The organism is Mesorhizobium sp. 43Arga (genome assembly GCF_053714255.1).
On record NZ_JBSKBO010000001.1, the window covers coordinates 57,424 to 79,207 of the forward strand.

23 protein-coding genes, 1 tRNA gene and 1 pseudogene are annotated in these 21,784 nt (G+C 64.4%); 15 read left to right on the forward strand and 10 right to left on the reverse strand.

The window, feature by feature from the left end; genetic code table 11:
* The first annotated feature begins 1 nt into the window (after window position 1).
* Complete coding sequence (locus ACWGS8_RS00265) at window positions 2-1,300, forward strand: NAD(P)/FAD-dependent oxidoreductase (protein WP_454579074.1); 1,299 nt, start codon at window positions 2-4, stop codon at window positions 1,298-1,300.
* A 16-nt stretch (window positions 1,301-1,316) separates the two neighbouring features.
* Here ACWGS8_RS00265 and ACWGS8_RS00270 read toward each other — a convergent pair whose 3' ends face one another.
* The gene (locus ACWGS8_RS00270) at window positions 1,317-2,087 is read right to left on the reverse strand and encodes an IclR family transcriptional regulator (RefSeq protein ID WP_454579075.1); all 771 of its coding nucleotides are present in this window, start codon (window positions 2,085-2,087) and stop codon (window positions 1,317-1,319) included.
* A gap of 118 nt (window positions 2,088-2,205) precedes the next feature.
* On the opposite strand from ACWGS8_RS00270, the gene ACWGS8_RS00275 reads away from it, so the two are divergent.
* The 7 genes from ACWGS8_RS00275 to ACWGS8_RS00305 all read left to right on the forward strand — a co-directional run bounded on the left by ACWGS8_RS00275 (window position 2,206) and on the right by ACWGS8_RS00305 (window position 9,928).
* Window positions 2,206-3,063, forward strand: coding sequence for a CoA transferase subunit A (locus ACWGS8_RS00275; RefSeq protein WP_454579076.1), 858 nt, complete (start codon window positions 2,206-2,208; stop codon window positions 3,061-3,063).
* On the forward strand, window positions 3,060-3,854 hold the full coding sequence (locus tag ACWGS8_RS00280; protein ID WP_454579077.1) for a CoA-transferase subunit beta: 795 nt from the start codon (window positions 3,060-3,062) through the stop codon (window positions 3,852-3,854). Before ACWGS8_RS00275 ends, ACWGS8_RS00280 begins: the two co-directional genes overlap by 4 nt.
* 1 nt (window position 3,855) lies before the next feature.
* Entirely contained in the window at window positions 3,856-5,061 is a 1,206-nt protein-coding gene (gene pcaF, locus ACWGS8_RS00285; RefSeq protein ID WP_454580098.1) for a 3-oxoadipyl-CoA thiolase, read from the forward strand.
* A 154-nt stretch (window positions 5,062-5,215) separates the two neighbouring features.
* Complete coding sequence (locus ACWGS8_RS00290; RefSeq protein WP_454579078.1) at window positions 5,216-6,247, forward strand: BMP family protein; 1,032 nt, start codon at window positions 5,216-5,218, stop codon at window positions 6,245-6,247.
* Window positions 6,248-6,420: 173 nt separating this feature from the next.
* Window positions 6,421-7,932, forward strand: a complete 1,512-nt coding sequence (locus ACWGS8_RS00295) for an ABC transporter ATP-binding protein (protein ID WP_454579079.1) — start codon at window positions 6,421-6,423, stop codon at window positions 7,930-7,932.
* The gene (locus tag ACWGS8_RS00300) at window positions 7,932-8,987 is read left to right on the forward strand and encodes an ABC transporter permease (RefSeq protein WP_454579080.1); all 1,056 of its coding nucleotides are present in this window, start codon (window positions 7,932-7,934) and stop codon (window positions 8,985-8,987) included. Before ACWGS8_RS00295 ends, ACWGS8_RS00300 begins: the two co-directional genes overlap by 1 nt.
* Window positions 8,984-9,928, forward strand: coding sequence for an ABC transporter permease (locus tag ACWGS8_RS00305; protein WP_454579081.1), 945 nt, complete (start codon window positions 8,984-8,986; stop codon window positions 9,926-9,928). The genes ACWGS8_RS00300 and ACWGS8_RS00305 overlap by 4 nt, the downstream gene beginning before the upstream one ends.
* Window positions 9,929-10,000: 72 nt before the next feature.
* Here the strand turns inward: ACWGS8_RS00305 and ACWGS8_RS00310 are convergent, their stop codons facing one another.
* Window positions 10,001-10,768 (reverse strand): SDR family NAD(P)-dependent oxidoreductase, encoded by a 768-nt coding sequence (locus ACWGS8_RS00310; protein WP_454579082.1) that lies wholly within the window; start codon window positions 10,766-10,768, stop codon window positions 10,001-10,003.
* A 292-nt stretch (window positions 10,769-11,060) separates the two neighbouring features.
* On the opposite strand from ACWGS8_RS00310, the gene ACWGS8_RS00315 reads away from it, so the two are divergent.
* Both ACWGS8_RS00315 and ACWGS8_RS00320 read left to right on the forward strand, forming a co-directional pair.
* The gene (locus ACWGS8_RS00315) at window positions 11,061-11,216 is read left to right on the forward strand and encodes a hypothetical protein (RefSeq protein ID WP_010912229.1); all 156 of its coding nucleotides are present in this window, start codon (window positions 11,061-11,063) and stop codon (window positions 11,214-11,216) included.
* A gap of 137 nt (window positions 11,217-11,353) precedes the next feature.
* Window positions 11,354-12,295: an LLM class flavin-dependent oxidoreductase gene (locus ACWGS8_RS00320; RefSeq protein WP_454579083.1), complete on the forward strand. Its 942-nt coding sequence runs from the start codon at window positions 11,354-11,356 to the stop codon at window positions 12,293-12,295.
* A gap of 10 nt (window positions 12,296-12,305) precedes the next feature.
* Here the strand turns inward: ACWGS8_RS00320 and ACWGS8_RS00325 are convergent, their stop codons facing one another.
* On the reverse strand, window positions 12,306-12,989 hold the full coding sequence (locus tag ACWGS8_RS00325) for a cysteine hydrolase family protein (RefSeq protein WP_454579084.1): 684 nt from the start codon (window positions 12,987-12,989) through the stop codon (window positions 12,306-12,308).
* A 265-nt stretch (window positions 12,990-13,254) separates the two neighbouring features.
* On the opposite strand from ACWGS8_RS00325, the pseudogene exbB reads away from it, so the two are divergent.
* The 3 genes and pseudogenes from exbB to ACWGS8_RS00340 form a co-directional block, all read left to right on the forward strand.
* Window positions 13,255-13,968, forward strand: a pseudogene (gene exbB / locus ACWGS8_RS00330) (tonB-system energizer ExbB); the annotation flags it as partial.
* A 7-nt stretch (window positions 13,969-13,975) separates the two neighbouring features.
* On the forward strand, window positions 13,976-14,443 hold the full coding sequence (gene exbD / locus ACWGS8_RS00335) for a TonB system transport protein ExbD (protein ID WP_454579085.1): 468 nt from the start codon (window positions 13,976-13,978) through the stop codon (window positions 14,441-14,443).
* On the forward strand, window positions 14,440-15,345 hold the full coding sequence (locus tag ACWGS8_RS00340) for a TonB family protein (RefSeq protein WP_454579086.1): 906 nt from the start codon (window positions 14,440-14,442) through the stop codon (window positions 15,343-15,345). Before exbD ends, ACWGS8_RS00340 begins: the two co-directional genes overlap by 4 nt.
* A gap of 52 nt (window positions 15,346-15,397) precedes the next feature.
* Here the strand turns inward: ACWGS8_RS00340 and ACWGS8_RS00345 are convergent, their stop codons facing one another.
* From ACWGS8_RS00345 to ACWGS8_RS00365, 5 genes are all read right to left on the reverse strand, one after another.
* Window positions 15,398-15,718, reverse strand: a complete 321-nt coding sequence (locus ACWGS8_RS00345) for a hypothetical protein (RefSeq protein WP_454579087.1) — start codon at window positions 15,716-15,718, stop codon at window positions 15,398-15,400.
* Between the two features lie 193 nt (window positions 15,719-15,911).
* Window positions 15,912-16,151: a hypothetical protein gene (locus ACWGS8_RS00350; RefSeq protein ID WP_010912222.1), complete on the reverse strand. Its 240-nt coding sequence runs from the start codon at window positions 16,149-16,151 to the stop codon at window positions 15,912-15,914.
* Between the two features lie 66 nt (window positions 16,152-16,217).
* On the reverse strand, window positions 16,218-17,276 hold the full coding sequence (locus tag ACWGS8_RS00355; RefSeq protein ID WP_454579088.1) for a SagB/ThcOx family dehydrogenase: 1,059 nt from the start codon (window positions 17,274-17,276) through the stop codon (window positions 16,218-16,220).
* A 409-nt stretch (window positions 17,277-17,685) separates the two neighbouring features.
* Entirely contained in the window at window positions 17,686-18,435 is a 750-nt protein-coding gene (locus ACWGS8_RS00360) for a helix-turn-helix domain-containing protein (RefSeq protein WP_454579089.1), read from the reverse strand.
* Window positions 18,436-18,763: 328 nt separating this feature from the next.
* Window positions 18,764-18,839: transfer RNA gene (locus tag ACWGS8_RS00365), tRNA-Ala, on the reverse strand.
* Between the two features lie 146 nt (window positions 18,840-18,985).
* Here ACWGS8_RS00365 and ACWGS8_RS00370 point away from each other — a divergent pair.
* On the forward strand, window positions 18,986-19,276 hold the full coding sequence (locus ACWGS8_RS00370) for a YggT family protein (RefSeq protein ID WP_027047523.1): 291 nt from the start codon (window positions 18,986-18,988) through the stop codon (window positions 19,274-19,276).
* Window positions 19,277-19,289: 13 nt separating this feature from the next.
* On the forward strand, window positions 19,290-19,601 hold the full coding sequence (locus tag ACWGS8_RS00375) for a DUF167 domain-containing protein (protein WP_454579090.1): 312 nt from the start codon (window positions 19,290-19,292) through the stop codon (window positions 19,599-19,601).
* Window positions 19,602-19,791: 190 nt separating this feature from the next.
* On the opposite strand, the gene ACWGS8_RS00380 is transcribed toward ACWGS8_RS00375, so the two are convergent.
* Together ACWGS8_RS00380 and ACWGS8_RS00385 are read right to left on the reverse strand one after the other, a co-directional pair.
* Window positions 19,792-20,673 (reverse strand): MurR/RpiR family transcriptional regulator, encoded by an 882-nt coding sequence (locus ACWGS8_RS00380; protein WP_454579091.1) that lies wholly within the window; start codon window positions 20,671-20,673, stop codon window positions 19,792-19,794.
* Between the two features lie 42 nt (window positions 20,674-20,715).
* Window positions 20,716-21,783, reverse strand: a complete 1,068-nt coding sequence (locus ACWGS8_RS00385) for an ABC transporter ATP-binding protein (RefSeq protein ID WP_454579092.1) — start codon at window positions 21,781-21,783, stop codon at window positions 20,716-20,718.
* Between the last annotated feature and the right edge of the window lies 1 nt (window position 21,784).

Below are 21,784 nucleotides of genomic sequence, written 5' to 3' on the forward strand. Positions count from 1 at the left end.
CATGGCATCTTCCACAGGTTTCAATTCCGGTCTCGATATCGGCAAATCCTACTATGTCGCCACCGCCAATCCGGCGCCGGACCATCCGGCGCTGGTGGGAGATGTCGAAGCCGACCTGGTTGTCGTCGGCGGCGGCTGCACCGGCCTGTCGGCTGCCCTTCACGCCGCCGAGCGCGGCCTGAAGGTGGTGCTGCTCGAAGGCGGCAAGATCGGCTGGGGCGCATCGGGCCGCAATGGCGGGCAGATGATCCCCGGCCTGCGCAAGGGCGCCAAGGGCCTGGTCAAGCTTTACGGGCCGGCGCGGGCGAAGGTGCTGTTCGACCTTGCCTTCGAAGCGCGCGGCCTGGTGCTCGAGCTTATCGAGCGCCACGCTATCGACTGCGATCTCAGGCTTACCGGCCATCTGGTTGGCGCCGTCAACGGCTCCGATCTCAAGGATTTGGAGGAAGAGGCCAAGTGTCTCGAGAGCGTGATGAGATCCCACGATGTCGAGATCCTGTCGGCGGCGGACGCCCGCGCCAAGGTCGACACGCCTTATCACGGCGCGATGTATGAGCCGCTCGGCGGCCACATGCATCCGCTGAACTACACACTTGGCCTCGCCCGCGCGGCAGTGGCCGCCGGCGTCGTCATTCACGAGAATTCGGTGGCGGTGAAACTGGAGCGCGAGCCTGCGATCCGGGTCTCGACATCCAAGGGTTCGGTGCGGGCCAAACATGTCGTGCTGGCGGGCGATGCGCTGCTCCATGGGCTGGAGCCGCGCGTCAACAGCCGCATCATGCCGGTCGGCAATTACATCGTCGCCACCGAGCCGCTGGAGGGCAAACGCAATGTCATCCCGGCCAATGTCGCGGTGTCCGACACGCGCTTCGTCGTCAATTACTACCGCATGTCGGCGGATGGGCGCCTGCTGTTCGGCGGCGGCGAGCGCTACACGCCATCGCCGCCGGCCGACATTGCCGGCTTCGTGCGGCCGCATATGGAAACCACCTTCCCGCAGCTCAAGGGCTGCCGCATCGACCATGCCTGGGGTGGGCTGGTGTCGGTGACGACGTCACGGCTGCCGCATGTCGGGCACTATGGCGAGGTCTATTTCGCGCATGGCTATTCCGGCAAGGGCGTCATCCTGTCGACGCTGTCGGGCAAACTTTTGGCCGAAGCGATCACCGGCGACGCCTCGCGGCTGGATCTGTTCTCGACGCTGACCCCGCTGCCGTTCCCAGGCGGCACGGCGCTTCGCGGGCCGCTCTATGTGCTGGGCATGCTGTGGTACGCGATGCGGGATCGTATCAAGCATTGAGAGGGCCGGACGCGACCTAGACAACGAAGAAATCCTCGATGCGCTGCCTGGCCTCAAGCAGCGCCGGCAGGATTTCCCGCTCCATCTCGGCGACGGTGAATCGCGCCGATTGCGTCGAGACATTGATCGCCGCGACCGTGCCGCCAGCGCGGTCGCGGATCGGCACGGCGATCGAGCGCAGGCCGAGTTCCAGCTCCTCGTCGACGATGGCAAAGCCGATCGCCTTCGCCTTGCCGATGGCCTCGGCCAGCAGCCCGATGTCGGTGATCGTCTTCGGCGTCCGTCTCTCGATGGTCGCCCGGTGAAGGAATTCGTCGAGTTCCTCCGGCGCCAGGCCGGTGAGCAGCATGCGCCCCATCGAGGTGCAATAGGCGGGCAGCCTGGTGCCGACATCGAGCGACACGCTGAGGATACGGCGGCCGGGAATGCGGGCGACATAGACGACATCCTGGCCCGACAGGATTGCCGCAGAGCAGGCCTCGTTCAGCTGTGCCGCAACGGTCCGCATGATCGGCGCGGCGAAGCTCCACAGCGAGCCGCCGCCCAGCCATGTGCGGGCGACGGTCAGCAGGCGCGGCGACAGCGAGAACACACGGCCGTCCTGGGTGGCATAGCCCGTGGCGACAAGCGTCAGCAGGAAACGGCGAGCGCCGGCACGGGTCAGGCCGGCTTGCTCGGCCATTTCGGTCAGCGTCATGCCAGAGGGGTGGCGGGCCAGGATCTCCATGACGGCAAGGCCACGCTCGAGCGAGCCGACATGATCACGGGAAGCGGCCTCTTCGTCCATCTCACCTCCGCCAAACGGCATCGCCGTCGGGATTGACTCCACGACCTCACTCGGCATAGAAAGTTTCGCATACAAAACAAATGTTCGCAATACGAACTTTCTGAACCGGGAGTCGACGATGGTCAAGTTCCTGCCGCTCAAACAGGCCGTGGCCGAGAATTTGAACAATGGCGACTCCGTCGCCTTCGAGGGCTTTACCCATCTGATCCCGACCGCCGCCGCGCATGAGGCGATCCGCCAGGGGTTTCGCGACCTGACACTCATCCGCATGACGCCGGACCTGATCTACGATCAGATGATCGGCATGGGCATGGCGAAGAAGATCATCTTCTCCTATGTCGGCAATCCCGGCGTCGGCCTGCTGCGGCGCGCCCGCGATTCCATCGAAAACGGTTTCCCCCGGACGATCGAGGTCGAGGAGCACAGCCATGCCGGCATGGCCAATGCCTATGAGGCGGGCGCGGCCGGCCTGCCCTGCGCGGTGTTCCGCGGCTATCGCGGCGCCGGCCTTGCGGCGGTCAACCCGAACGTCAAGTCGGTCACTTGTCCGTTCAGCGGCGAGGTGCTGGCGGCCGTTCCCTCGATCCGGCCTGATGTTACCTTCATCCATGCGCAGAAGGCCGACCGGAAAGGCAACGTGCTGGTCGAGGGCATCATCGGCATCCAGAAGGAGGCCGTGCTGGCGGCCAGGCGCGCCGTGGTGACGGTGGAGGAAGTGGTCGACAATTTCGACGATCTGCACCCCAATCTGACCGTGCTGCCGCGCTGGACGATCGCCGCGATCTCCGTCGTGCCCGGCGGCTCGCATCCGTCCTATGCCCATGGCTATTATGCGCGCGACAATGCCGCTTATCTCGAATGGGACGAGATCGCCGCCGACCGCGAGAAATTCCAGGCCTGGATGCAGGTAAATGTCATCGAGAAGAACGCCGGTGACTTTGCCGGACGTGTCGAGCATCTGAGGAAAGCGGCATGAGCGCGTTCGGCTTTACCCCCAACGAGATGATGACGATCGCCGCCAGCCGGGCGCTGCGGAATGACGATGTCTGCTTCGTCGGCATCGGCGCGCCGTCAGCCGCCTGCAATGTGGCGCGGTTGACGCATGCGCCCAATATCACGCTGATCTATGAGAGCGGAACGATCGGCACAGCACCCGACGTGCTGCCGCTGTCGATCGGCGACGGCGAATTGTGCGAGACCGCCGTCACCACCGTCGCGGTGCCGGAAATGTTCCGCTACTGGCTGCAAGGTGGCCGTATCTCGATCGGCTTCCTCGGTGCCGCACAGCTCGACAAGTTCGGCAACATCAACACCACGGTCATCGGCGACTATGTCCATCCCAAGACAAGGCTGCCCGGCGGTGGCGGCGCGCCAGAGATCGCGACCTCGTCAAAGGAGATCTATATCACCATGGCGCAGACAAAGCGCGGCATGGTCGAGAAGATCGACTTCTTCACTTCCTTCGGCCATGGCGAGGGCGGCGATCACCGCAAGCGGCTTGGCATCGATACGGCTGGCCCGACCCTGCTGATCACCGATCTCGCCATCTGGAGGCCGGATCCGGTGACCAAGGAATTCACGGTCGTGTCGCTGCATCCCGGCGTCACCCGCCAGCAGGTGCAGGACAGCTGTGGCTGGGTGGTTAAGTTCGCCGAGGCGCTTGACGAAACACCAGCGCCAAGCGAACTCGAACTCAATACATTGCGCGACCTGCAGGCCCGCACCAAGGCGGCGCATGAGGGAACCGGAAAAGCAAAGGCTGCGTGACATGGCCGAGGCCTATATCTGCGATTACATCCGCACGCCGATCGGCCGCTTCGGCGGTTCGCTGTCCTCGGTGCGCGCGGACGATCTCGGCGCCATCCCACTGAAGGCGCTGATCGAGCGCAATGCCGACATCGACTGGCAAGCGGTGGACGACGTCGTCTATGGCTGCGCCAACCAGGCCGGCGAGGACAACCGCAACGTGGCGCGCATGGCGCTGTTGTTGGCCGGCCTGCCGAAGGAAATACCGGGCTCGACCGTCAATCGCCTGTGCGGTTCCGGCATGGATGCTCTGACCATCGCCGCGCGGGCCATCAAGGCGGGCGAAGCGGAACTGATGATTGCGGGCGGCGTGGAATCGATGAGCCGGGCGCCCTTCGTCATGCCCAAGGCCGACGCGGCGTTTTCCCGCAATGCCGAGATCTACGACACCACGATCGGCTGGCGGTTCGTCAACCCGCTGATGAAAAAGCAATATGGCGTGGATTCAATGCCGGAGACCGGCGAGAACGTCGCCGAGGATTTTGGCGTCTCCCGCGCCGACCAGGACGCCTTTGCCGTGCGCAGCCAGGACAAGGCCGTCGCCGCACAGGCCAATGGAAGGCTGGCCAAGGAAATCACCGTGGTGACAATCCCGCAGCGCAAAGGCGATCCGGTGGTGGTTTCGAAAGACGAGCATCCCCGGGCCGGCACCACGGTCGAGGCGCTGGCCAAATTGCCGACGCCGTTTCGCCAGGGCGGCACGGTGACCGCCGGCAACGCCTCCGGCGTCAATGACGGGGCGGCGGCGCTGATCGTCGCTTCGGAAGCGGCGATAAAGAAATACGGCCTGACGCCGATCGCCCGCATTCTCGGTGGCGCCGCCGCCGGCGTCGCGCCGCGCATCATGGGCATCGGCCCGGCGCCGGCGACGCAAAAACTTTGCGCGCGGCTTGGCCTGACGCCGCAACAGTTCGATGTCATCGAGCTCAACGAAGCCTTTGCCTCGCAAGGCATCGCCGTGCTGCGCCAGCTCGGCATTGCCGAGGACGCCAAACACGTCAACCCGAATGGCGGCGCCATCGCGCTCGGCCATCCCCTGGGCATGTCGGGCGCGCGCATCTCCGGCACGGCGGCGCTGGAGCTGCGTGAGCGCGCCGGCCGCTATGCGCTGGCCACCATGTGCATCGGTGTCGGCCAGGGCATCGCCATCGCGCTCGAACGAGCCTGACCGCCGCCTTCCGTTTGGCCAGCGCGAATCAGGGCCGGGTTCGGCGCGCCGCCAAATTTGACCATGTGGACAAAAGTCCGGGCCCGTTCCATAGTTCCTTGTCTGATTTTTAGAACAGCCGGCTCGACACGGCTGTCAAACAGAGGGGACTGCAATGGAAAGCCGGAAGAACAAATTTTCATCGACACGCGAAGCGATTTCGCGGCGCAATGTGCTGGAGCTCGGCGCGCTAGGCCTGGCAGCGGCCATGCTGCCGGGTGCGGCCTTCGCCAAGGACAAGAAGCTGAAGGTGGCGGCGATCTTCGCCACGCCGATCGAGGAGCCCTGGGACAACCAGATCCATGTCGCCTTGCAGAAGGCGGAGAAGGAACTCGGCATCGAATACAAATGGTCGGAAAAGGTGCAGACCGCCGATTTCAGCCGCGTCATGCGCGAATATGCGCAAGGCGGCTACCAGCTGGTGCTGGGCGACGCCTTCGCCGCCGAGCGTGAATCGCGCCGGACGGCAAAACAGTTCCCGAAGACGGCCTGGCTGTTCGGTTCGGGTGCCGGTCCAGCCGAACCCAATTTCGGCGTCTTCGACAACTGGATCCACGAACCCGCCTATCTCTCGGGGATGATCGCCGGCAAGATGTCGAAATCGGGCACGGTCGGCGCCGTCGCGGCGATGGGCATTCCGGAAGTGAACCGGCTGGTCAATGCCTTCTTTGCCGGCGCCAAGGAGGTCAATCCGAACGTCAAGAAGAAGGTCGCCTTCATCGGTTCCTTCTTCGATCCGCCCAAGGCCAAGGAAGCGGCGGTGGCACAGATCGACGCCGGCGTCGACGTCATCTATGCCGAGCGCTTCGGCGTCATCGAGGCGGCGGTCGAGAAGAAAATCCTCGCCATCTCCAACATGTCGGACCAGTCGAGCCTCGGTCCCGACACGGTCATCACCGGCCCGGTGTGGGACATGTATCCGACTGTCGAACAGGCGATCAAACTGGTCAAGGCCGGCGTCTACGCGGCGCAGGACTATGGCGATTTCTCGCGTATGGCCAAGGGCGGTTCGTATCTCGCCCCCTACCACAAGTTCGACAAGACGCTGCCTGCCGAAGTCAAGGATCTGGTCGAGAAGAAGAAGGCCGAGATCCTCGAAGGCAACTTCCGGGTGGACGTCGACGAGAACACGCCGGTTTCGGATTGAGTTTTACCCTCCCCCTTGGGGAGGGTCGATCCGCGAAGCGGAGCGGGGTGGGGGTCTAGGCTCGGCGCCGCACCCCCACCCCGTCTTACGATCTTCGCTTCGCTGCGATCGCAAGCCGACCCTCCCCACAGGGGGGAGGGTGAGATCCCGCGCCATCTCTCGCAGGAGTCCCCTTGCCCGCCCCACTCATCGAAATGCGCGGCATCACCAAGAGCTTCGGCGCCGTCAAGGCGAACGAGGCTGTCGACCTCAGCGTCGCGCCGGGTGAAATCCTCGGACTGCTGGGCGAGAACGGTGCCGGCAAGACGACGTTGATGAATGTGCTGTTCGGTGCCTACGCGCCGGACGCCGGCGAGATTCTCATCCAGGGTGCGCCAGTGAGAATCGCCAGTTCAGCCGATGCGCTGGCCGCCGGCATCGGCATGGTGCACCAGCATTTCCATCTGGCGCCAAGGCTGACCGTGCTGGAAAACCTGCTCATCGGCATCCCGGGCAAGTCGGGGCGGATCGACCGCGCCGGCGGGCTGGCACGGCTGGCCGAAATCGGCCGCCAGCATGGGCTGATGCTCAATCCCGACCTGCCGGTTTCCGCACTTTCGGTCGGCGAGCAGCAGCGGCTCGAAATCGTCAAGGCGCTGTTTCGCGGCGCAAGGCTTCTGATCCTCGACGAGCCGACGGCGGTGCTGGCGCCGAGCGAGGTCGACGGGCTGTTTTCGGCGCTGCGCTCGATGGCGGCGCAAGGCATCGGCATCATCTTCATCTCGCACAAGCTCAACGAGGTGCGGGCGCTCACCCATCGCTGCACGGTGCTGCGGCATGGCCGCGTGGCCGGTCGTGTCGACGATCCGGCCAACACGACGTCGGCCGCCATGGCGCAATTGATGTGCGGGCACGAGATCGTGCCGCCGGCAAGGGGGCCATCGACGCCTGGTGAGGCTGTGCTCACCCTCGACGGCATCTCCACCTCAAACCATGCGGGCACGGCGCTGCGCGATGTGTCGCTTGCCGTCCGTGCCGGCGAGATTCTGGGCATTGCCGGCGTGTCGGGCAATGGCCAGCGGGCGCTCGCCGAGGTGATCTCCGGCATGCGCGCGCCCGATGCCGGCCAAATGACGATCGCCGGCCAGACGGTCTCGCGGTTTTCGCCGCGCGAGGTGCAGGCGCTTGGGCTTGGCCGCATCCCGGAAGACCGCATGACCACAGGCCTGGTCACCAATTTGCCGCTCGCCGATTCCATGGTGCTGCCACGCATCGGTACCGCCGCGTTCAGCAGCAAAGGCCTGCTCAAGCCGGATGCGATCCTCGCCTTCGCCGAAGAACAGATCAAAGCCTACGATATCAGGTGCCCCGGACCGATGACGCGTGCCGGAGCGCTGTCGGGCGGCAATCTCCAGAAGGCGCTCCTGGCGCGTGAGCTTGCCTTCGATCCGAAGGTCTTGATCGTCTCCCAGCCGACGCGCGGCCTCGACATCGGTGCTGCCCGCTTCATCCACGAAAAATTCCTCGACATGCGCGCCAAGGGCTGCGGCATCATTGTCATCGGCGAGGATCTGGAAGAACTCCTGGTGCTCTGCGATCGCATCGCGGTGATGTATGAGGGCCGCATCGTCGGCACGCTCGACAGCACTGATGCGACCATCGCGCGGCTCGGCCTGCTGATGACCGGGGCGGAGGGCCATAGCTGATGTTTCGCCTGGAAGTCCGCACTTCAACGCCCACCTGGTTCAATCTCGCGCTCCCGTTGGTAGCGATCGCGGCGACGCTTGTCCTGTGCAGCGGCCTGATCGCACTGGCCGGCGCCGGCGTGCTCGAATCCTACGGCGTGATGTTCACGGCCTCGCTTGGCGACAGCTACGCCATCACCGAAACACTGGTGCGCGCCGCACCGATGATCTTCACCGGACTGGCGGTCGCCGTCGCCTTTCGCGCCAAATTCTGGAACATCGGCGCCGAGGGGCAATTGCTGGCCGGTGCGGTCGCGAGCTGCTTTGTCGGCGCCATCCCGATGCCGGGGCCGCTCGCCATGCTGTTGATGGCGATTGCCGGCGCCGTCGCCGGCGCCGTGGTCGCGCTGGTGCCCGCGACGCTGCGGGTCAAATTCAAGGTCGACGATGTCGTCAGTTCGCTGCTGCTCAATTCGGTCATCTACTACGCGCTGATGGCGCTGATCGAAGGGCCGTGGAAGGACAGTTTCAGCGGCTATCCGATCTCGCCACCAATCGAGGATCCGGCCAATTTCCCGGTGCTGATCGAAGGCACGCGGCTGCATCTGGGCGTCATCGTGGCGCTCATCGCCGCGCCTCTGATCTGGTTCCTCATCGCGCGCACCACGCTCGGCTTCCGTATCAGGGTTACCGGCGAGAACCCGGAAGCGGCCCGCTACGGCGGCATCCATGTCGAGCGGGTGCTGCTCTCGACCGCGCTGCTGTCCGGCGCGTTGGCGGGGCTTGCCGGCGTCGGCGAAGTCGGCGGCGTGCATTTCCAGGTGATGAGCGACATTTCGCCGGGCTACGGCTATTCCGGCATCGTCGTCGCCATGCTCGCGCGGCTCAATCCGCTGGGCGTGGTGCCGGCGGCAATCTTCCTCGCCGCCGTGATGACCGGCGCCGAGGCGATGTCGCGCGCGACCGGCGTGCCGGCCTTCCTCAGCGACGTCATCCAGGGCACCGCCTTGCTTGCCATGCTGGTGGCGCTGCTGTTCACCGCCTATCGCATTCGCCGCGTGGGGGCCGCCCAATGAGCGTGGTGCTGGAACAGATCTTCCAGGTTGGCTTTTTGGCCGCCATCATCCGCATTGCGACGCCTTTGGCCTTCGCCACACTGGGTGAAATGTTTTCCGAGCGCGCCGGCGTGCTCAATCTCGGCATCGAAGGCATCATGCTGCTCTGCGCCATGACCGGCTTCACCGCCACCAGCCTCAGCGGCAGCCTGTGGCTCGGCGTCGTGGTGGCGGTGCTGACCGGCATGCTGATGGGCGCGCTGCATGCGCTGTCCACGGTGGCGTTGGGCTTGAGCCAACACGTCTGCGGCATCGGCGTGACTTTGTTCTCGTCGGGCCTTGCCTATTTCCTCTACCGGCTGATCTTCGGCCAGCAATCGGTGCCGCCCGCCATCAAGGGTTTTCAGACCCTGCCGATCCCGGTTCTATCGGACGTTCCGGTGCTCGGGCCGGCGGTGTTCAACCAGTTCGCGCTGGTCTACATGGCGATCATCGCCATACCGCTCGCTGCCTTTGTGCTTTACCGAACGCCCTGGGGCCTGTCGGTGCGCATGGTCGGCGAGAACCCGCGCGCTGCCGATTCGGCTGGCGTCAGCGTCATTGCCACGCGCTTCCAGGCCGTCATCCTCGGCGGTGCGCTGATGGGGTTGGCCGGCGCCTTCCTGTCGATGGCGCAGTTCAACGCCTTCACCTTCGGCGTCGTCTCCGGGCGCGGCTGGGTGGCGATCGCTCTGGTGGTGTTTGGCCGCTGGGACCCATGGCGCTCGGCGAGCGCCGCACTGCTGTTCGCCTTTGTCGATGCGCTGCAACTGCGCATGCAGGCGAGCGGGCTCGGGCACATCCCCTACGAAGCGTTCCTGATGCTGCCCTTCATCTTCACCATCGTCGCGATGGCTGTGATGTCGCGCAACGCGGTAGCGCCATCGGCGTTGTTGAAGCCGTTTCGGCGGGAAGAGCGGTAGGCGAGTTGGTGTCTTTTCCTCTCCCCCGATCGACGGGGGAGAGGAAGGGCGCCGCGTCGTCCATGAAAAGCCTCACATCGCCGTAAAACCGTTGTCCACGAACAGATGCGCGCCGTTGACGAAGCTCGACTCGTCGCTGGCCAGATACAGCGCCGCCTTGGCCACTTCCTCCGGCTCGCCGATGCGGCCCTGCTGTGCCGCCAATGCCGCGTCTGAAACGTCGACGCCGAGCTTGCCGAGGTCGGCGACCTCGCGCAGACCGTGCGGCGTCCTGATAAAACCGGGGCAGACGGCGTTGCAGCGGATGTTGCGGTCGCGGAATTCGACGGCAATGGCGCGCGCGAACATGTGGCAGGCGCCCTTGGTGGTGTCGTAGAGCACCTCCATCGGTGTGGCCGCCACGGCCGAGATCGACGAGGTGCAGACGATCGAGCCACCGCCCGCCGCGATCATGCCGGGCAGCACGGCGCGTGTCATCAGGAACATCGAGCGGACATTGACGGCATGCAGCCAGTCCCATTCCTGCACCGTGGTCTCCAGGAACGGCTTTATCACGATGGTGCCGGCGTGGTTGAACAGAACCGTGACGGGCCCGAGTTTTTCGGTCGCGCCCTTCACCGCCGCCTGAACTTGCGCCTCGTCGGAGACGTCGGCGACGAAATGCTCGGCGACATGACCCCGTGCGCGGATTGTCGCTTCCGTGGCGGCGGCCGCCTCGCCATTGCGGTCGATGATCGCCACCTTGGCGCCTTCGGCCGCGAACAGTTCCGATGCAGCCCCGCCCATTCCCGTCGCGCCGCCCGAGATGATGGCCACCTTGCCGGCCAGTCTTTTGCCCATTTTATTCCCCTGTTCGACCCGGTTCGCGTTTTGCTTGTCGGGCGATGCTACAGCGCCCGCACCACGCGGCCAATGGACGAATTGGGTGCTGCGGGAACAAGGCCATAGGTCCATTCGGGCGCGTCAGAAGCAAGGCTCATGCCCCTGCCGATCAGTCGCGTCGGAAAGCGATCCCAGCAACTCGAAACCAACTTAGCTTCTGAATTGAGAAAATTATTCTGCCGACAGCTCAAAAATAGCAATCGACAAAGTCTACAAGTTTTATAGATTAACCGGCGAGACGGAGGTCGATATGTCCTATATCCAGAACGCTCAGACTGACAGCAGCGGCCAGAGGCTGGCCAATGCCCAGACCTTTCGCCCGGCCTATGCCGGGGCTTTCGCCTATCTCGTCTTTGCCCTTGCGTTCGTGTTCACCGGGGCCGTTGTTCTGGGCCTCATTCCCTAGGGCACCAGAGCGACAGGGGTTAGTTCCCCACTGTATCAAGGCAATCGGAGTTGAATGAACCGGATTCCGGTGCGTTTGCGCGCGGCCGTGGTTCGAATTTCAGCGCATCCATGATTCCAGCGATGGAGGAGATGACAATGCCGATCGAATTCACCCATGTCCCCGGCAAGACCGCCGACGCCGCCATTCCGTTTTTCTATGACTTTGCCGAGACGGCGACCAAGCTCGGACTGATCGAGGATGGCGGCTTCCAGAAGATTGTCGTCGACGATTCGGCCGGGCTGCTGACGAATATGGATCTTGCCGCTCAGGTGCTGGACCGCACCGCCTCGCTCGAGGTTGTGCTGACCCACTGGGCGGGCGTCGTCGAGCCGACCGTGGCGGCGCGCCAATTGGCATCGATAGATCGAAAAAGCGGTGGACGGCTGGCGCTGCGGATAATCAGCGAGCCGTTGAATGATGACGATGCCGAGTCACGGCCGGTCGGGCACAGCGTCATCTGGCAGCGCATCGATGAATATCTCGTGCTTTTGAAACGGCTGTGGTCGAACGACCAGCCCTTCGATCATGAAGGTGCGTTCTACAGCATCAAGGGCGGCTATGTCCCGCGCAAAGGTCCGCACGGCGCCGACCTGACCATCCGCATGGGCGGGCAATCGGGAACGGTGCTGAAAGTGGCCGGCCGGCATGCCGATGTCTTCGAACTGGCGCCGGGCTCGATCGATGATGTCAGGCAGCTGATGGAGCGGGCGCGTGGCGCTGCCGCCGAACATGGCCGGGCCGGCAAGCTGCGCTTTGCGCTTCCGGTGCGGATCCACCGGGGCGCTTCCGCGACCGGCCACAAGGCGGTCGACCTGTCCGGGCCGCCGGCCCAGGTCGCGTTGTCGCTGCTTGCCTATGCCGGGCTCGGGATCGATGAGTTCATGATCGTCGGCGTCGACACGCCGCGCGAGATCGCGACGGCCGGCCGCGAAACGATCGCGCTGCTGCGCAACTCGCTGGCGCGCCGCGAGCATGATGCTTTCCATCCGGGGGCCTATGCGCCCCGCGCGGGGCTGGAGACGCGGGCCGCGGGCTGAGGCCGATCAATCAATCGTCTGCGTGATACCTGCCGGCAAGCCGCGACAGGCCGTCGATGACGGCGGCTGAATCGGCCAGGACGCCGAAGACGCCGTCCTCGACCGTCACCATGTGCAGCGCCGCCTCGTGGGCTTGTCTGTCGCCGCTGGCGCAGGCATCCGAGATCGTCAGGCACTGAAAGTTGCGGTCGCAGGCCTCGCGCAGCGTGGTGTGGACGCAGACGTCGGTCGTGCAACCGGAAAACATCAGGTGCGTGATGCCTCGCGCGCGCAGCACAAGCTCGAAATCCGTATAGGTGAAGGCGCTGTTGCAGGTCTTGTCGACGATGATGTCATCAGGCGCGACATCGATCTCCGGAACGATCTGGAACCCCGCGCCCGAGCGCAGCAAGACATCGGTGCCGTCGAGACCGGAACGCTTGCGGCGCCATTTCTCATAGGGCGTCATGTCGGCCATGTCGGCGCGATAGCCCTGCCGGGTGTGGATGACCGTGACGCCGGCTTTGCGCGCGGCTGATAGAAGCCGGTTCACCGTGGGCAGGACCGCCCGCAGCGGCGAGGGGTCATATCCTTTTCTGGCGAAATAGCCCGTGGTCGACAGGAAATCCTGCTGCAGGTCGATGACGACAAGTGCCGTATTTTCGGCCGCCAGCCTGCCGTCATACGGGAAGTCGAAGGGCGTCGCCTTGATCATCCGAGGGTGTCTCCTTACCGATCGTGAGAGCCATCCTGACTGGCGAAGCTCAAGTCGTCCACTCAGGCCGAGGCTGTGACGCGAAGAAGCAGGATGTTGCGGGCATCGTGCCGCCGCTGGCCAACGTCACAGGCTGTCCCGACGAATTGTTGACTGTTGCGATCATCTTCAATGTTGACTTGCGTAGTCATGTTTCATAATCAACCCGGACATCGGACGGCCGCGGCCAGAAATGGGAAATCGGCGGCCGCATTGGAGATAGCCAATGGAGCTGAACCTGCCGCACGATCTGTCGCCATGGGGCATGTTCATGGCCGCCGACATCATCGTGAAGGCGGTGATGATCGGATTGTCCTTCGCCTCTTTCGTCACCTGGACGATATGGCTGGCCAAGTCGCTGGAGATTCTTGGTGGCAAACTGCGTATCCGCCGCGCCGCCCGCGCGATCGGCGAGGCCGCGACGCTGAAGCAGGCCAGCCGTGTGCTCGACCGCAGCCGCGGTCCCGGCGCGCTTCTGGTCAAGGCAGCGGAAGAAGAGACCGCACTCTCGGCTGGCGCGCTCGACCATGTCGGCGGCGATGGGCTGAAGGAAAGGGTCGCCTCGCGCCTGTCGCGCATCGAGGCGGCGGCGTCGCGGCGCATCTCGCGCGGCACCGGCGTGCTGGCGACGATCGGTTCCACAGCACCCTTCGTCGGCCTGTTCGGCACGGTCTGGGGCATCATGAACGCCTTCATCGGCATTTCGCAGGCACAGACCACCAATCTTGCCGTGGTCGCGCCGGGCATCGCCGAGGCGCTGCTGGCAACGGCGATGGGCCTCTTCGCGGCAATTCCGGCCGTGGTGATCTACAATGTTTTCGTCCGCTCGATAGCCGGCTACCGGCAGATCCTCGCCGATGCCTCGGCGGGCGTCGAGAGGCTGGTCAGCCGCGACCTGGATTTCCGCACGGCGCCGGCGACGGCGCTGGCGGCGGAGTAGCGACGCCGTGGGAAGCCGAATCCGCCAGACCAAGGACGACGATCTCGAGGAGAGCCACGAGATCAACGTCACACCCTTCATCGACGTCATCCTGGTGCTGCTGATCATCTTCATGGTCGCCGCACCGCTGGCGACGGTGGACGTCAATGTCGACCTGCCGGGCTCGACGGCGACGCCGCCGCCGCGACCCGAAACGCCGCTGTTCCTGACCTTGAAGGATGATCTTACGCTGGCGATCGGCAACGACAGCGTGCCGCGCCTGGCCTTCGCGGCCACGCTGGACGGCCGGACAAAAGGCGACAAGCAGACGCGCATCTTCCTGCGCGCCGACAAGGCGGTCGCCTATGGCGATTTGATGGAGGCCATGAACCTGCTGCGCGGCGCCGGCTATCTCAAGATCGCCCTGGTCGGCCTCGAGACGGCGCCCGCGGCCGATGCCCCGGCACCTGCCGCCGCGGGAATGGCCGCGCCATGACGCAGGCCGCCGCCCTGCCCGCGACTTACCTGTCGCGCTTCGGCTGGCGCGATCTTGGCTTGTGGACGAGTGCTGCGGCGCTGGTGCTTGGCGCCCATGTCGCGGTCGCCTATGCGGTGCAGAGCTTCAGTCCGGTCGAGACGGATGGCGGGCCGCCGCCGGCCCAGGTGATCGAAATGGCACCGATGGCGGTGATGCCGGCCGTGCCCGAACAGGCCGCGATGCCGGAAGCGGCGATGCCCGATCAGGCCGAACCCGTCGAGGAGGCCGAGAAGGTCGCCGAGCAACCGGCAACGGTGCCGCCCGACGAGACCGAGCCGACCAGGACAGCCGAGGCCGAACCGGTCGACCAGCCGCCACCGGACGAGGTCGTTCCCGAAATCGTCGAGGCCGTCACGCCAGAGGTCGTCGTTCCGTTGCCGCCGCTGAAGCCGGTCGAGGAATCCAGGGAAAAGACGCCGGTCCAGGCCAAGACGAAAGAGCCGGTGGAAAAGCCCAAGCCGCGGCCAAGGAAGGAAAAGACCGAGCCGGCAAGGACGGTTGCCACCGCAAGCGCGGTGACAAGGCCGGCGGCCAGGGCGGCCGCGCCGAAATCTGCGGCAGGGTTCTCGGGCGTCAGCCCGGCCAAGTGGGAATCCCGGCTGGCGGCATGGATCAACCGGCACAAGCGCTATCCCAGCGCCGCGAAATCCAGGCGCGCGCAGGGTAATGTGAACGTGACATTCACGATGGATGCGTCCGGCAGGGTGCTGTCGGCCCGCGTGGCCCGTTCTTCTGGCGATCCCGACCTCGACCGTGCCGCGCTGGCCGTGCTGCAGGGCGCAGCGGTGCCGGCACCGCCCCCGGAACTCGGCTCGCGCGTCAGCCGCACGGCGCCGTTCGTGTTCAATTTGCGGGATTAGAGCAAGGGCCCGGCCAGATGCTGGTGCTGTCCGACCTTTGTACGAATAGCAGTCAATGGCTCATCGACTGGCACAGCGCTTCGACCTGCTCCAGGTAGAAGCGGCATTTCGTGCGCAGTATCCTGAGGTTCGGGTCATCGGCGCCGTTGATCTCGACGGTCTGCATCATGAAGTCGAAATGGGCGTGGAAGGCGTCCGCCGCGCCCCACAGGCAGTCGGCCTGCCAGGTGTCGCCCATCGCCAGGGAAATCAGTTGCCGGGCCTCGGCGCGTGCGGCACCCGGCGATACCGGCCGGCTGGCGATCAGGGTCTGGAGCCGGCCGAAGACACTCTCCCCGGCGTCGGCGCTTCTGATGGGTACGATCATGTTCATCGGCGGGTCCCCCTCGAATCTCTATGAGTAAAGTCCATTTGCGGGCGCCTGGCGATCAAGGCGGGGATCGCGGCGGTGTCGGATGGCTGGCCGCGGCTTTTCTGGAGCGGCAGCGGGCTTTGCAGGGCGCACAGCGTCGCCCACCGGTTCGACTGAGAGCCTGCCGGCGCGCAAAGGCTGACGATAGCATGCGCTACGCTCTCCTTGGCTGAGCGTCCTTCGGCTTGGCATGCATCGGGTTGCCACTGAGCTGCGCATGCCTTGCCGGCCGCGCGCCGCGCAGGACGTCGAAGGCTTCGGCATAGGCCATGCCGAGCAGGTAGGAGATCATGGGAAAACGGCTTGCTTCAGCCATCTGCACGAGCTCGTTGCTCATCGTCGCGATATATTGAAGGCTATCGATCTCTGACTGGCGTAGGGACTGATTTGCCACGTGCTTCTCCTGTCATCTGGTGGAACTCAGGAACGCGTACAGGCTGCAACGGATATACTAAGACGGCTAATTAATAGACCGGCCCGCCGAATGCGGGTCTGGTTCCGGGGTCGAAAGGGTCAATGCATAGATGGGTGCATCGGTGAGGCGGTCGAGGCCGAGAAGCCGCTTGATCGCCGAATGGCTGAGTGCCGCCGTGGGGCAGGCCGACAGACCATGCCTGGTCGCCGCCAACATCATGTTCTGGCCGATATGGCCGGCCTCGATCAGCACGACGCGATAGGCGTTGGCGTCCTCATACTTCCACATGGTGCGGTCGAGCCTGGCGCAAAGCAGGATCAGGCAAGGCATCGCATCCGCCCATTTCTGGCCGCCGACCAGTTCGGAAATCCTCGGCAGATGGCTGGCCGAGATCCCGCCGAGGTCGTGATCGGCGGCGGAATAGTGGTAGACGCCGGGCTCGAGGCCCTCGACGCCACGGGCAACCACATAGGCCTCGTAAGGGTTGCGCGCGCCGCCCGAAGGGGTCATGCCCAGCGGCAGGGCGCCGACGCAGTTGCGGGTCTCGCCTGTGATGCCCATGCCCGCGAACAGGCAGTCGGAGAGCTGCTGCGCGGTGATGGTGGGGGCGGCGGCGCTGCGGTTGGTGCGGCGCCGCGCCATCAGGGTCAGGAGTTCGTTGTCGTCGAGTGCGTTCGGCAGCCGAATGGCGCCGGCTGCATTCTTGAGCATGAGGTCGGGCTGCGCGACGCGACCGGCGCGCTCGATCTGGCGGGCTTCGGCCTGTTCAATGGTCATGAACTCCGAGTCCTGGACGCAGAAGTGCATCAGCGCCGTCGGGATGCCCCAGTTCCACTGTCCGGAGAATTTTGTTTCCTGTTCGGCGAGCGGCGAGCCGGCGGTGACCAGGGCGGAAAAATCAAGCAATTGCGGGACGACCGCGTTGAGGTCGGACTTCGACCATCCGTGCGCGCGCGCGATTTCCGCCGCGGAGGCCCATTCGTCCCAGGATGCGAGAAGACCGATCACCTCGGGGCTGCATTCGAAGACGCTGCGGGTCAGGAAATTGCAGGCCGTAACCTTGTTGGTCCCGGGATAGAAGACCAGCGTTTTTGAAGAGCGCATTTTCATGATGCTGAATGCCGTTTTGCCGTGAGGCGCCGACAGGCGAACCGCCGATCGGCGCCGAACGACTTCAGCGCTTGTTGTAGTGCATGCCCTGCGAGAAGAAGACGGTCTGCGTGCCCGCGGCGACCGTCAGCTTCGGGGCATTGTTCACTTTCTTGGCCATTTTCGTCCCTTTCCCGACCCCCCATGGGATCTGTTGAAAGACCCCCACAGCGGGATCTGCGTGAGGAAAGGTAAGGTCGAAAGAGTTAATGGTTTGTTAAAATTGTAGTAAAGCCGATATGATCTAAAATATCTTTCTTGGCGATAAAGTCTAAAATATCGATTTTGCTCAGATATGGAGTAGGCAATCGCTAGCATACGCTTTTTCGGGATATTCTTGTTCTTATTTAGCGTAACCGATCGGCTAACCGAGCCCGTCCCGGGCCAGACTGGCGACGAGTTGATCGATGCCGGGATCGTCGAGCCTGACGACATGCGCCAAGCGGATCGCATGCCGCGGCCGGATACCGGACATATCCTGCCGCATGATGACCGATACGAAGGCCGGCCCGGCCTCGGTCAGAAGCATGGCCTTGCCCGTCAGCACCGGTTCGGAGATGGGAGCCCACTGCACGGAGATCAGCGACGGTTCGCCGGTCTGGCGTCGGTTGACGCCGCTGAAATAGATCCAGTTCAGGCGCGAGATCGCCACGCCATAGTGGTTGCCGCGCGCCCGCGCCCATGTCGAGCCACGCCGCTCCGACCATCCGGTGACCCTGCGGAATGTGACCAGCTCGGCCTCGCGACGCACGAAGGTCACCGACCGCATCAGGAGGTCGGGACGGGCAGGGATCGAAAAGTAGGTGAAATAGGTGCCGCCCGCGATCGACGGGGCGGGTGGGCGGATCATCTGGTTGAACAGGCTTTCGGAAATCGGCGGCAGGCCGGGAGCCCTGTGCTCGGGGGCGCCAGGGTCCTGGTAGAGTTCGGCTTCGTCGATCCGGAAGTAGTCGCAGATCAGCTTGGCCGTGGCCTTGTTCGGAACGGTCTGCCCTTGCAGGTACCGTTCGAACTGCGTGCGGTTGATACCCAGCTCGCGGCATACCGCGCTAACGGAGGCATGGTCCTTGCAGAGCCGTCTGAGATTTGCAGCAAGGTTCTCGCGAATGGACACGTCTTTGCTTTCGCAGGCGAATTCTTCATTTCAACTCGCAGTCCATATAGCGCCTTCGGTCGCCCCCGCCGAAACGCCTTGTCACAACACACAGAAAAAACTGATTTGAGAACGCCACTCTAATGGGGCGGCTTCCAAAAAAAATAGCGGCGATCCGACAACGGCCATCGCCATAAGTCCAATTGACAATTGTCTTGCCCCGGAGACCGCGACATCGCCCATGGCTTGTTCTGGGAGATTTTGGCGCTGGACGCCACATTGCGATGCATTGGATGGTGCTTGCGCCCTGGTGACGCGCAACAGAAAGGCCGAAAACCGATTATTCCGATGGTGGAGCTGAGGAGGATCGAACTCCTGACCTCGTCATTGCGAACGACGCGCTCTCCCAGCTGAGCTACAGCCCCGTCCAACGGATGGCGCATTTATCGGGCGTGGCGGATTTCTGTCAAGGCGGCGTTTTGCCGAAATCCTCGTTGCCCGGTGCGTCGGCCGGCGGCCCTTGCCGGTTTGGCGCGCAATGGCTACATGTCGGCAACAATTGGAGACCGGCATGCTCGCCCTCATTCAAACCATCGTCATGGCGCTTGACCTCTATTGGTGGATCATCATCGCCTCGGCGATCTTTTCCTGGCTCTACGCCTTCAACGTCGTCAATTCGCGCAACCAGTTCGTCGGTAGCATCGGCAACATGCTCTACCGGCTGACCGAGCCGGCGCTGCGGCCGATCCGCCGCTTCATGCCGGACCTTGGCGGCATCGACATCTCGCCGATCATCCTGCTCTTGATCCTGTTCTTCGTCAGGCAGTTCATTCTCACTACCGTGGCGCCGCTGGTGCTTTGAGCCTGGCGACCGCATGAGCGCGCCGCTCCGCATCCGCGAGAACGGCATCGACCTGTTCGTGCGGCTGACGCCGAAATCTTCCCTGGACAGGTTGGAAGGTGTCGAAACGGCGGCGGACGGGCGAAGCCATCTGAAGGCGCGGGTCCGTGCCGTGCCGGAAAACGGCGCCGCCAATCACGCGCTGGAGAGACTGGTCGCCAGGACGCTGGGCGTGCCGGCATCGGCCGTTTCGGTGGTTGCGGGCGGCACGAGCCGGTTGAAGACTGTGCGCATCGTGGGCGATCCGGAGACGCTGGCGCCGCGTGCTGAGGCGCTCTGCCGGTAGTGCCTGGACTGTCGAGGGCGTCCCCCTCATCCGGCCCGCTTCGCGGCCACCTTCTCCCCCTGGGGGAGAAGAGGAAAGCGCCGGCGCTGGCTCCTCGGGGAGAGGTCGGATTGTCCCGAATTGCCCTTCGCAATTCGGTCGGCAATCCGGGTGACGGGGCTTTGCCCAACGCGACCACCCCGGTACGCCTTCAATCCCCCAAGGGCAGCCTTGGGTCGTCGACCTTCAGCGTGTTCACGCTCTGCTTGATGCGGCGCAAATTCTCCAGCACTTTCGGACCGCGCGTCTCGGCCACTGACGTGACGATCATGTCGACGATCGCCAGCAGCGCGTAGCGCGACGATGTCGGCTTGTAGATGTTGCCGTCCTCGAGCGGCTGCAGGTGGATGACCGTGTCGGCGGCCTTGGCCAGCGCCGAATCGGGCGCGGTGATGGCGGCCGTGGTGGCGCCATATTGCTGGGCGACCTGCACCGCCTCGATGACCGAGCGCGCATAGCCCGATACCGAAAAGGCGACCAGCGTGGTTTCCGGCGTCGCAACGGCGGCGTACATGCGCTGCAACTGCCCGTCGATCTGCGCCAGCACCGGCAGGCCAAGCCGGAACAGCCGGTTCTGCATCTCGGTCGCCATCATCGAAGAGATGCCGCCGGAGCCGATGCACAGCACATTGCCCGACGTCGCAAGCCGCTCGGCGACGGCGACCAGCGTCGTCATGTCGAGGTTTTCGCTGGCGCGCTGGATGGCCGAGATCGCCGCTTCGGTGATGGCCGAGGCGATGCGCTGCTCGCGTGCGTCGCGGCTCAGCGGCTCGGGCGACAGATACTGGCCGCCAATGGCGATGGCCTGGGCCAGGTAGAATTTGAAGTCGCGCAGGCCCTCGCAACCGAGATTGCGGCAGAAGCGCGTCACCGTCGGTTCGCTGACGCCGACGCGCGCGGCAATTTCGGAGATGGCCGCCTTGGAGGCGAAATCGAGATCGGACAGCACAAGGCCGGCCAGCCGGCGGTCCGACTTGGTGCCGTCCTGCGACATCAGCTGCAGCCGCGTGATGATGTCGGCCGGCGTCTTCATGTTTGCTGTTTCGTCTTCATGCCGTTGCCTTCGGGGCAGGCCTTATAGCGGCAGGCCCGTCGCCTTGTCGAACAGATGGATGTTGCCGGGATCGACCGAGACCGGCAGCAGGTCGCCCGGCTTGACAGGCACCCTGTCGCGGAAGACGGCGCGTACAGTATCCGTGCCGATGGCGCCATAGACATGGGTTTCAGAGCCGGTCGGCTCGACGACATCCACCTTGAGCGCCATGGCATAGGCGGCCTCGCCGATGATGAAGTGCTCGGGCCGGATGCCGGCCTCCACCGCATTGCCAGCCGACGCCGCCTTGCCGGCAAGCGCAAGCCGTCCGCCGCCAGCCGATTCGAACCAGCTTTTCCCGGGCGTTGCCTTGAGGGCTCCCGAGACAAAGCTCATCGACGGGGAGCCAAGAAAGCCGGCGACGAACTTGTTGGCCGGTCGGTCATAGAGCTCGAGCGGGGCGCCAACCTGCTGGATCCGGCCACGGTCCATCACAACGATGCGGTCTGCCATGGTCATGGCCTCGATCTGGTCGTGGGTGACATAGACGATGGTCGATTTCAGCCGCTGGTGCAGCGCCTTGATCTCGGTGCGCATCTGCACGCGCAACTGCGCGTCGAGATTGCTGAGCGGCTCGTCGAACAGGAACACCGATGGCTCGCGCACGATGGCGCGGCCCATGGCGACGCGCTGACGCTGGCCGCCCGAGAGCTGGCGGGGATAGCGGTCGAGATAGGAGAAGAGGTTGAGCACGCCGGAGGCCTTCTTGACCTTGTCATTGATCGCAGCGCGGCTCTCGCCACGGATCTTCGGCCCGAAGCCGATATTGTCCGAGGCTTTCAGATGCGGGAACAGCGCATAGGACTGGAACACCATGGCGATGTTGCGCTGCTGTGGCGGCAAATCGTTGGCGCGCGTGCCGCCGATCAGAAGGTCGCCGGAACTGATCGTCTCGAGGCCGGCCAGCATGCGCAGCAAGGTCGACTTGCCGCACCCCGACGGGCCGACCAGCACCACGAACTCGCCGGTCTTGATGTCGAGGTTGATGTCCTCGAGGATCTTGTGCTGGCCGAAGGATTTCGACAGGTTGCGAAACAGGACGTCGGTCATG

Coding starts and splice junctions, on each gene's coding strand:
- ACWGS8_RS00265 (WP_454579074.1), top strand. CDS start 2: ATGGCATCTTCCACAGGTTTCAATTCCGGTCTCGATATCGGCAAATCC.
- ACWGS8_RS00270 (WP_454579075.1), bottom strand. CDS start 2,087: ATGGACGAAGAGGCCGCTTCCCGTGATCATGTCGGCTCGCTCGAGCGT.
- ACWGS8_RS00275 (WP_454579076.1), top strand. CDS start 2,206: ATGGTCAAGTTCCTGCCGCTCAAACAGGCCGTGGCCGAGAATTTGAAC.
- ACWGS8_RS00280 (WP_454579077.1), top strand. CDS start 3,060: ATGAGCGCGTTCGGCTTTACCCCCAACGAGATGATGACGATCGCCGCC.
- pcaF (WP_454580098.1), top strand. CDS start 3,856: ATGGCCGAGGCCTATATCTGCGATTACATCCGCACGCCGATCGGCCGC.
- ACWGS8_RS00290 (WP_454579078.1), top strand. CDS start 5,216: ATGGAAAGCCGGAAGAACAAATTTTCATCGACACGCGAAGCGATTTCG.
- ACWGS8_RS00300 (WP_454579080.1), top strand. CDS start 7,932: ATGTTTCGCCTGGAAGTCCGCACTTCAACGCCCACCTGGTTCAATCTC.
- ACWGS8_RS00305 (WP_454579081.1), top strand. CDS start 8,984: ATGAGCGTGGTGCTGGAACAGATCTTCCAGGTTGGCTTTTTGGCCGCC.
- ACWGS8_RS00310 (WP_454579082.1), bottom strand. CDS start 10,768: ATGGGCAAAAGACTGGCCGGCAAGGTGGCCATCATCTCGGGCGGCGCG.
- ACWGS8_RS00315 (WP_010912229.1), top strand. CDS start 11,061: ATGTCCTATATCCAGAACGCTCAGACTGACAGCAGCGGCCAGAGGCTG.
- ACWGS8_RS00320 (WP_454579083.1), top strand. CDS start 11,354: ATGCCGATCGAATTCACCCATGTCCCCGGCAAGACCGCCGACGCCGCC.
- ACWGS8_RS00325 (WP_454579084.1), bottom strand. CDS start 12,989: ATGATCAAGGCGACGCCCTTCGACTTCCCGTATGACGGCAGGCTGGCG.
- ACWGS8_RS00340 (WP_454579086.1), top strand. CDS start 14,440: ATGACGCAGGCCGCCGCCCTGCCCGCGACTTACCTGTCGCGCTTCGGC.
- ACWGS8_RS00345 (WP_454579087.1), bottom strand. CDS start 15,718: ATGAACATGATCGTACCCATCAGAAGCGCCGACGCCGGGGAGAGTGTC.
- ACWGS8_RS00355 (WP_454579088.1), bottom strand. CDS start 17,276: ATGCGCTCTTCAAAAACGCTGGTCTTCTATCCCGGGACCAACAAGGTT.
- ACWGS8_RS00370 (WP_027047523.1), top strand. CDS start 18,986: ATGCTCGCCCTCATTCAAACCATCGTCATGGCGCTTGACCTCTATTGG.
- ACWGS8_RS00375 (WP_454579090.1), top strand. CDS start 19,290: ATGAGCGCGCCGCTCCGCATCCGCGAGAACGGCATCGACCTGTTCGTG.
- ACWGS8_RS00380 (WP_454579091.1), bottom strand. CDS start 20,673: ATGAAGACGCCGGCCGACATCATCACGCGGCTGCAGCTGATGTCGCAG.
- ACWGS8_RS00385 (WP_454579092.1), bottom strand. CDS start 21,783: ATGACCGACGTCCTGTTTCGCAACCTGTCGAAATCCTTCGGCCAGCAC.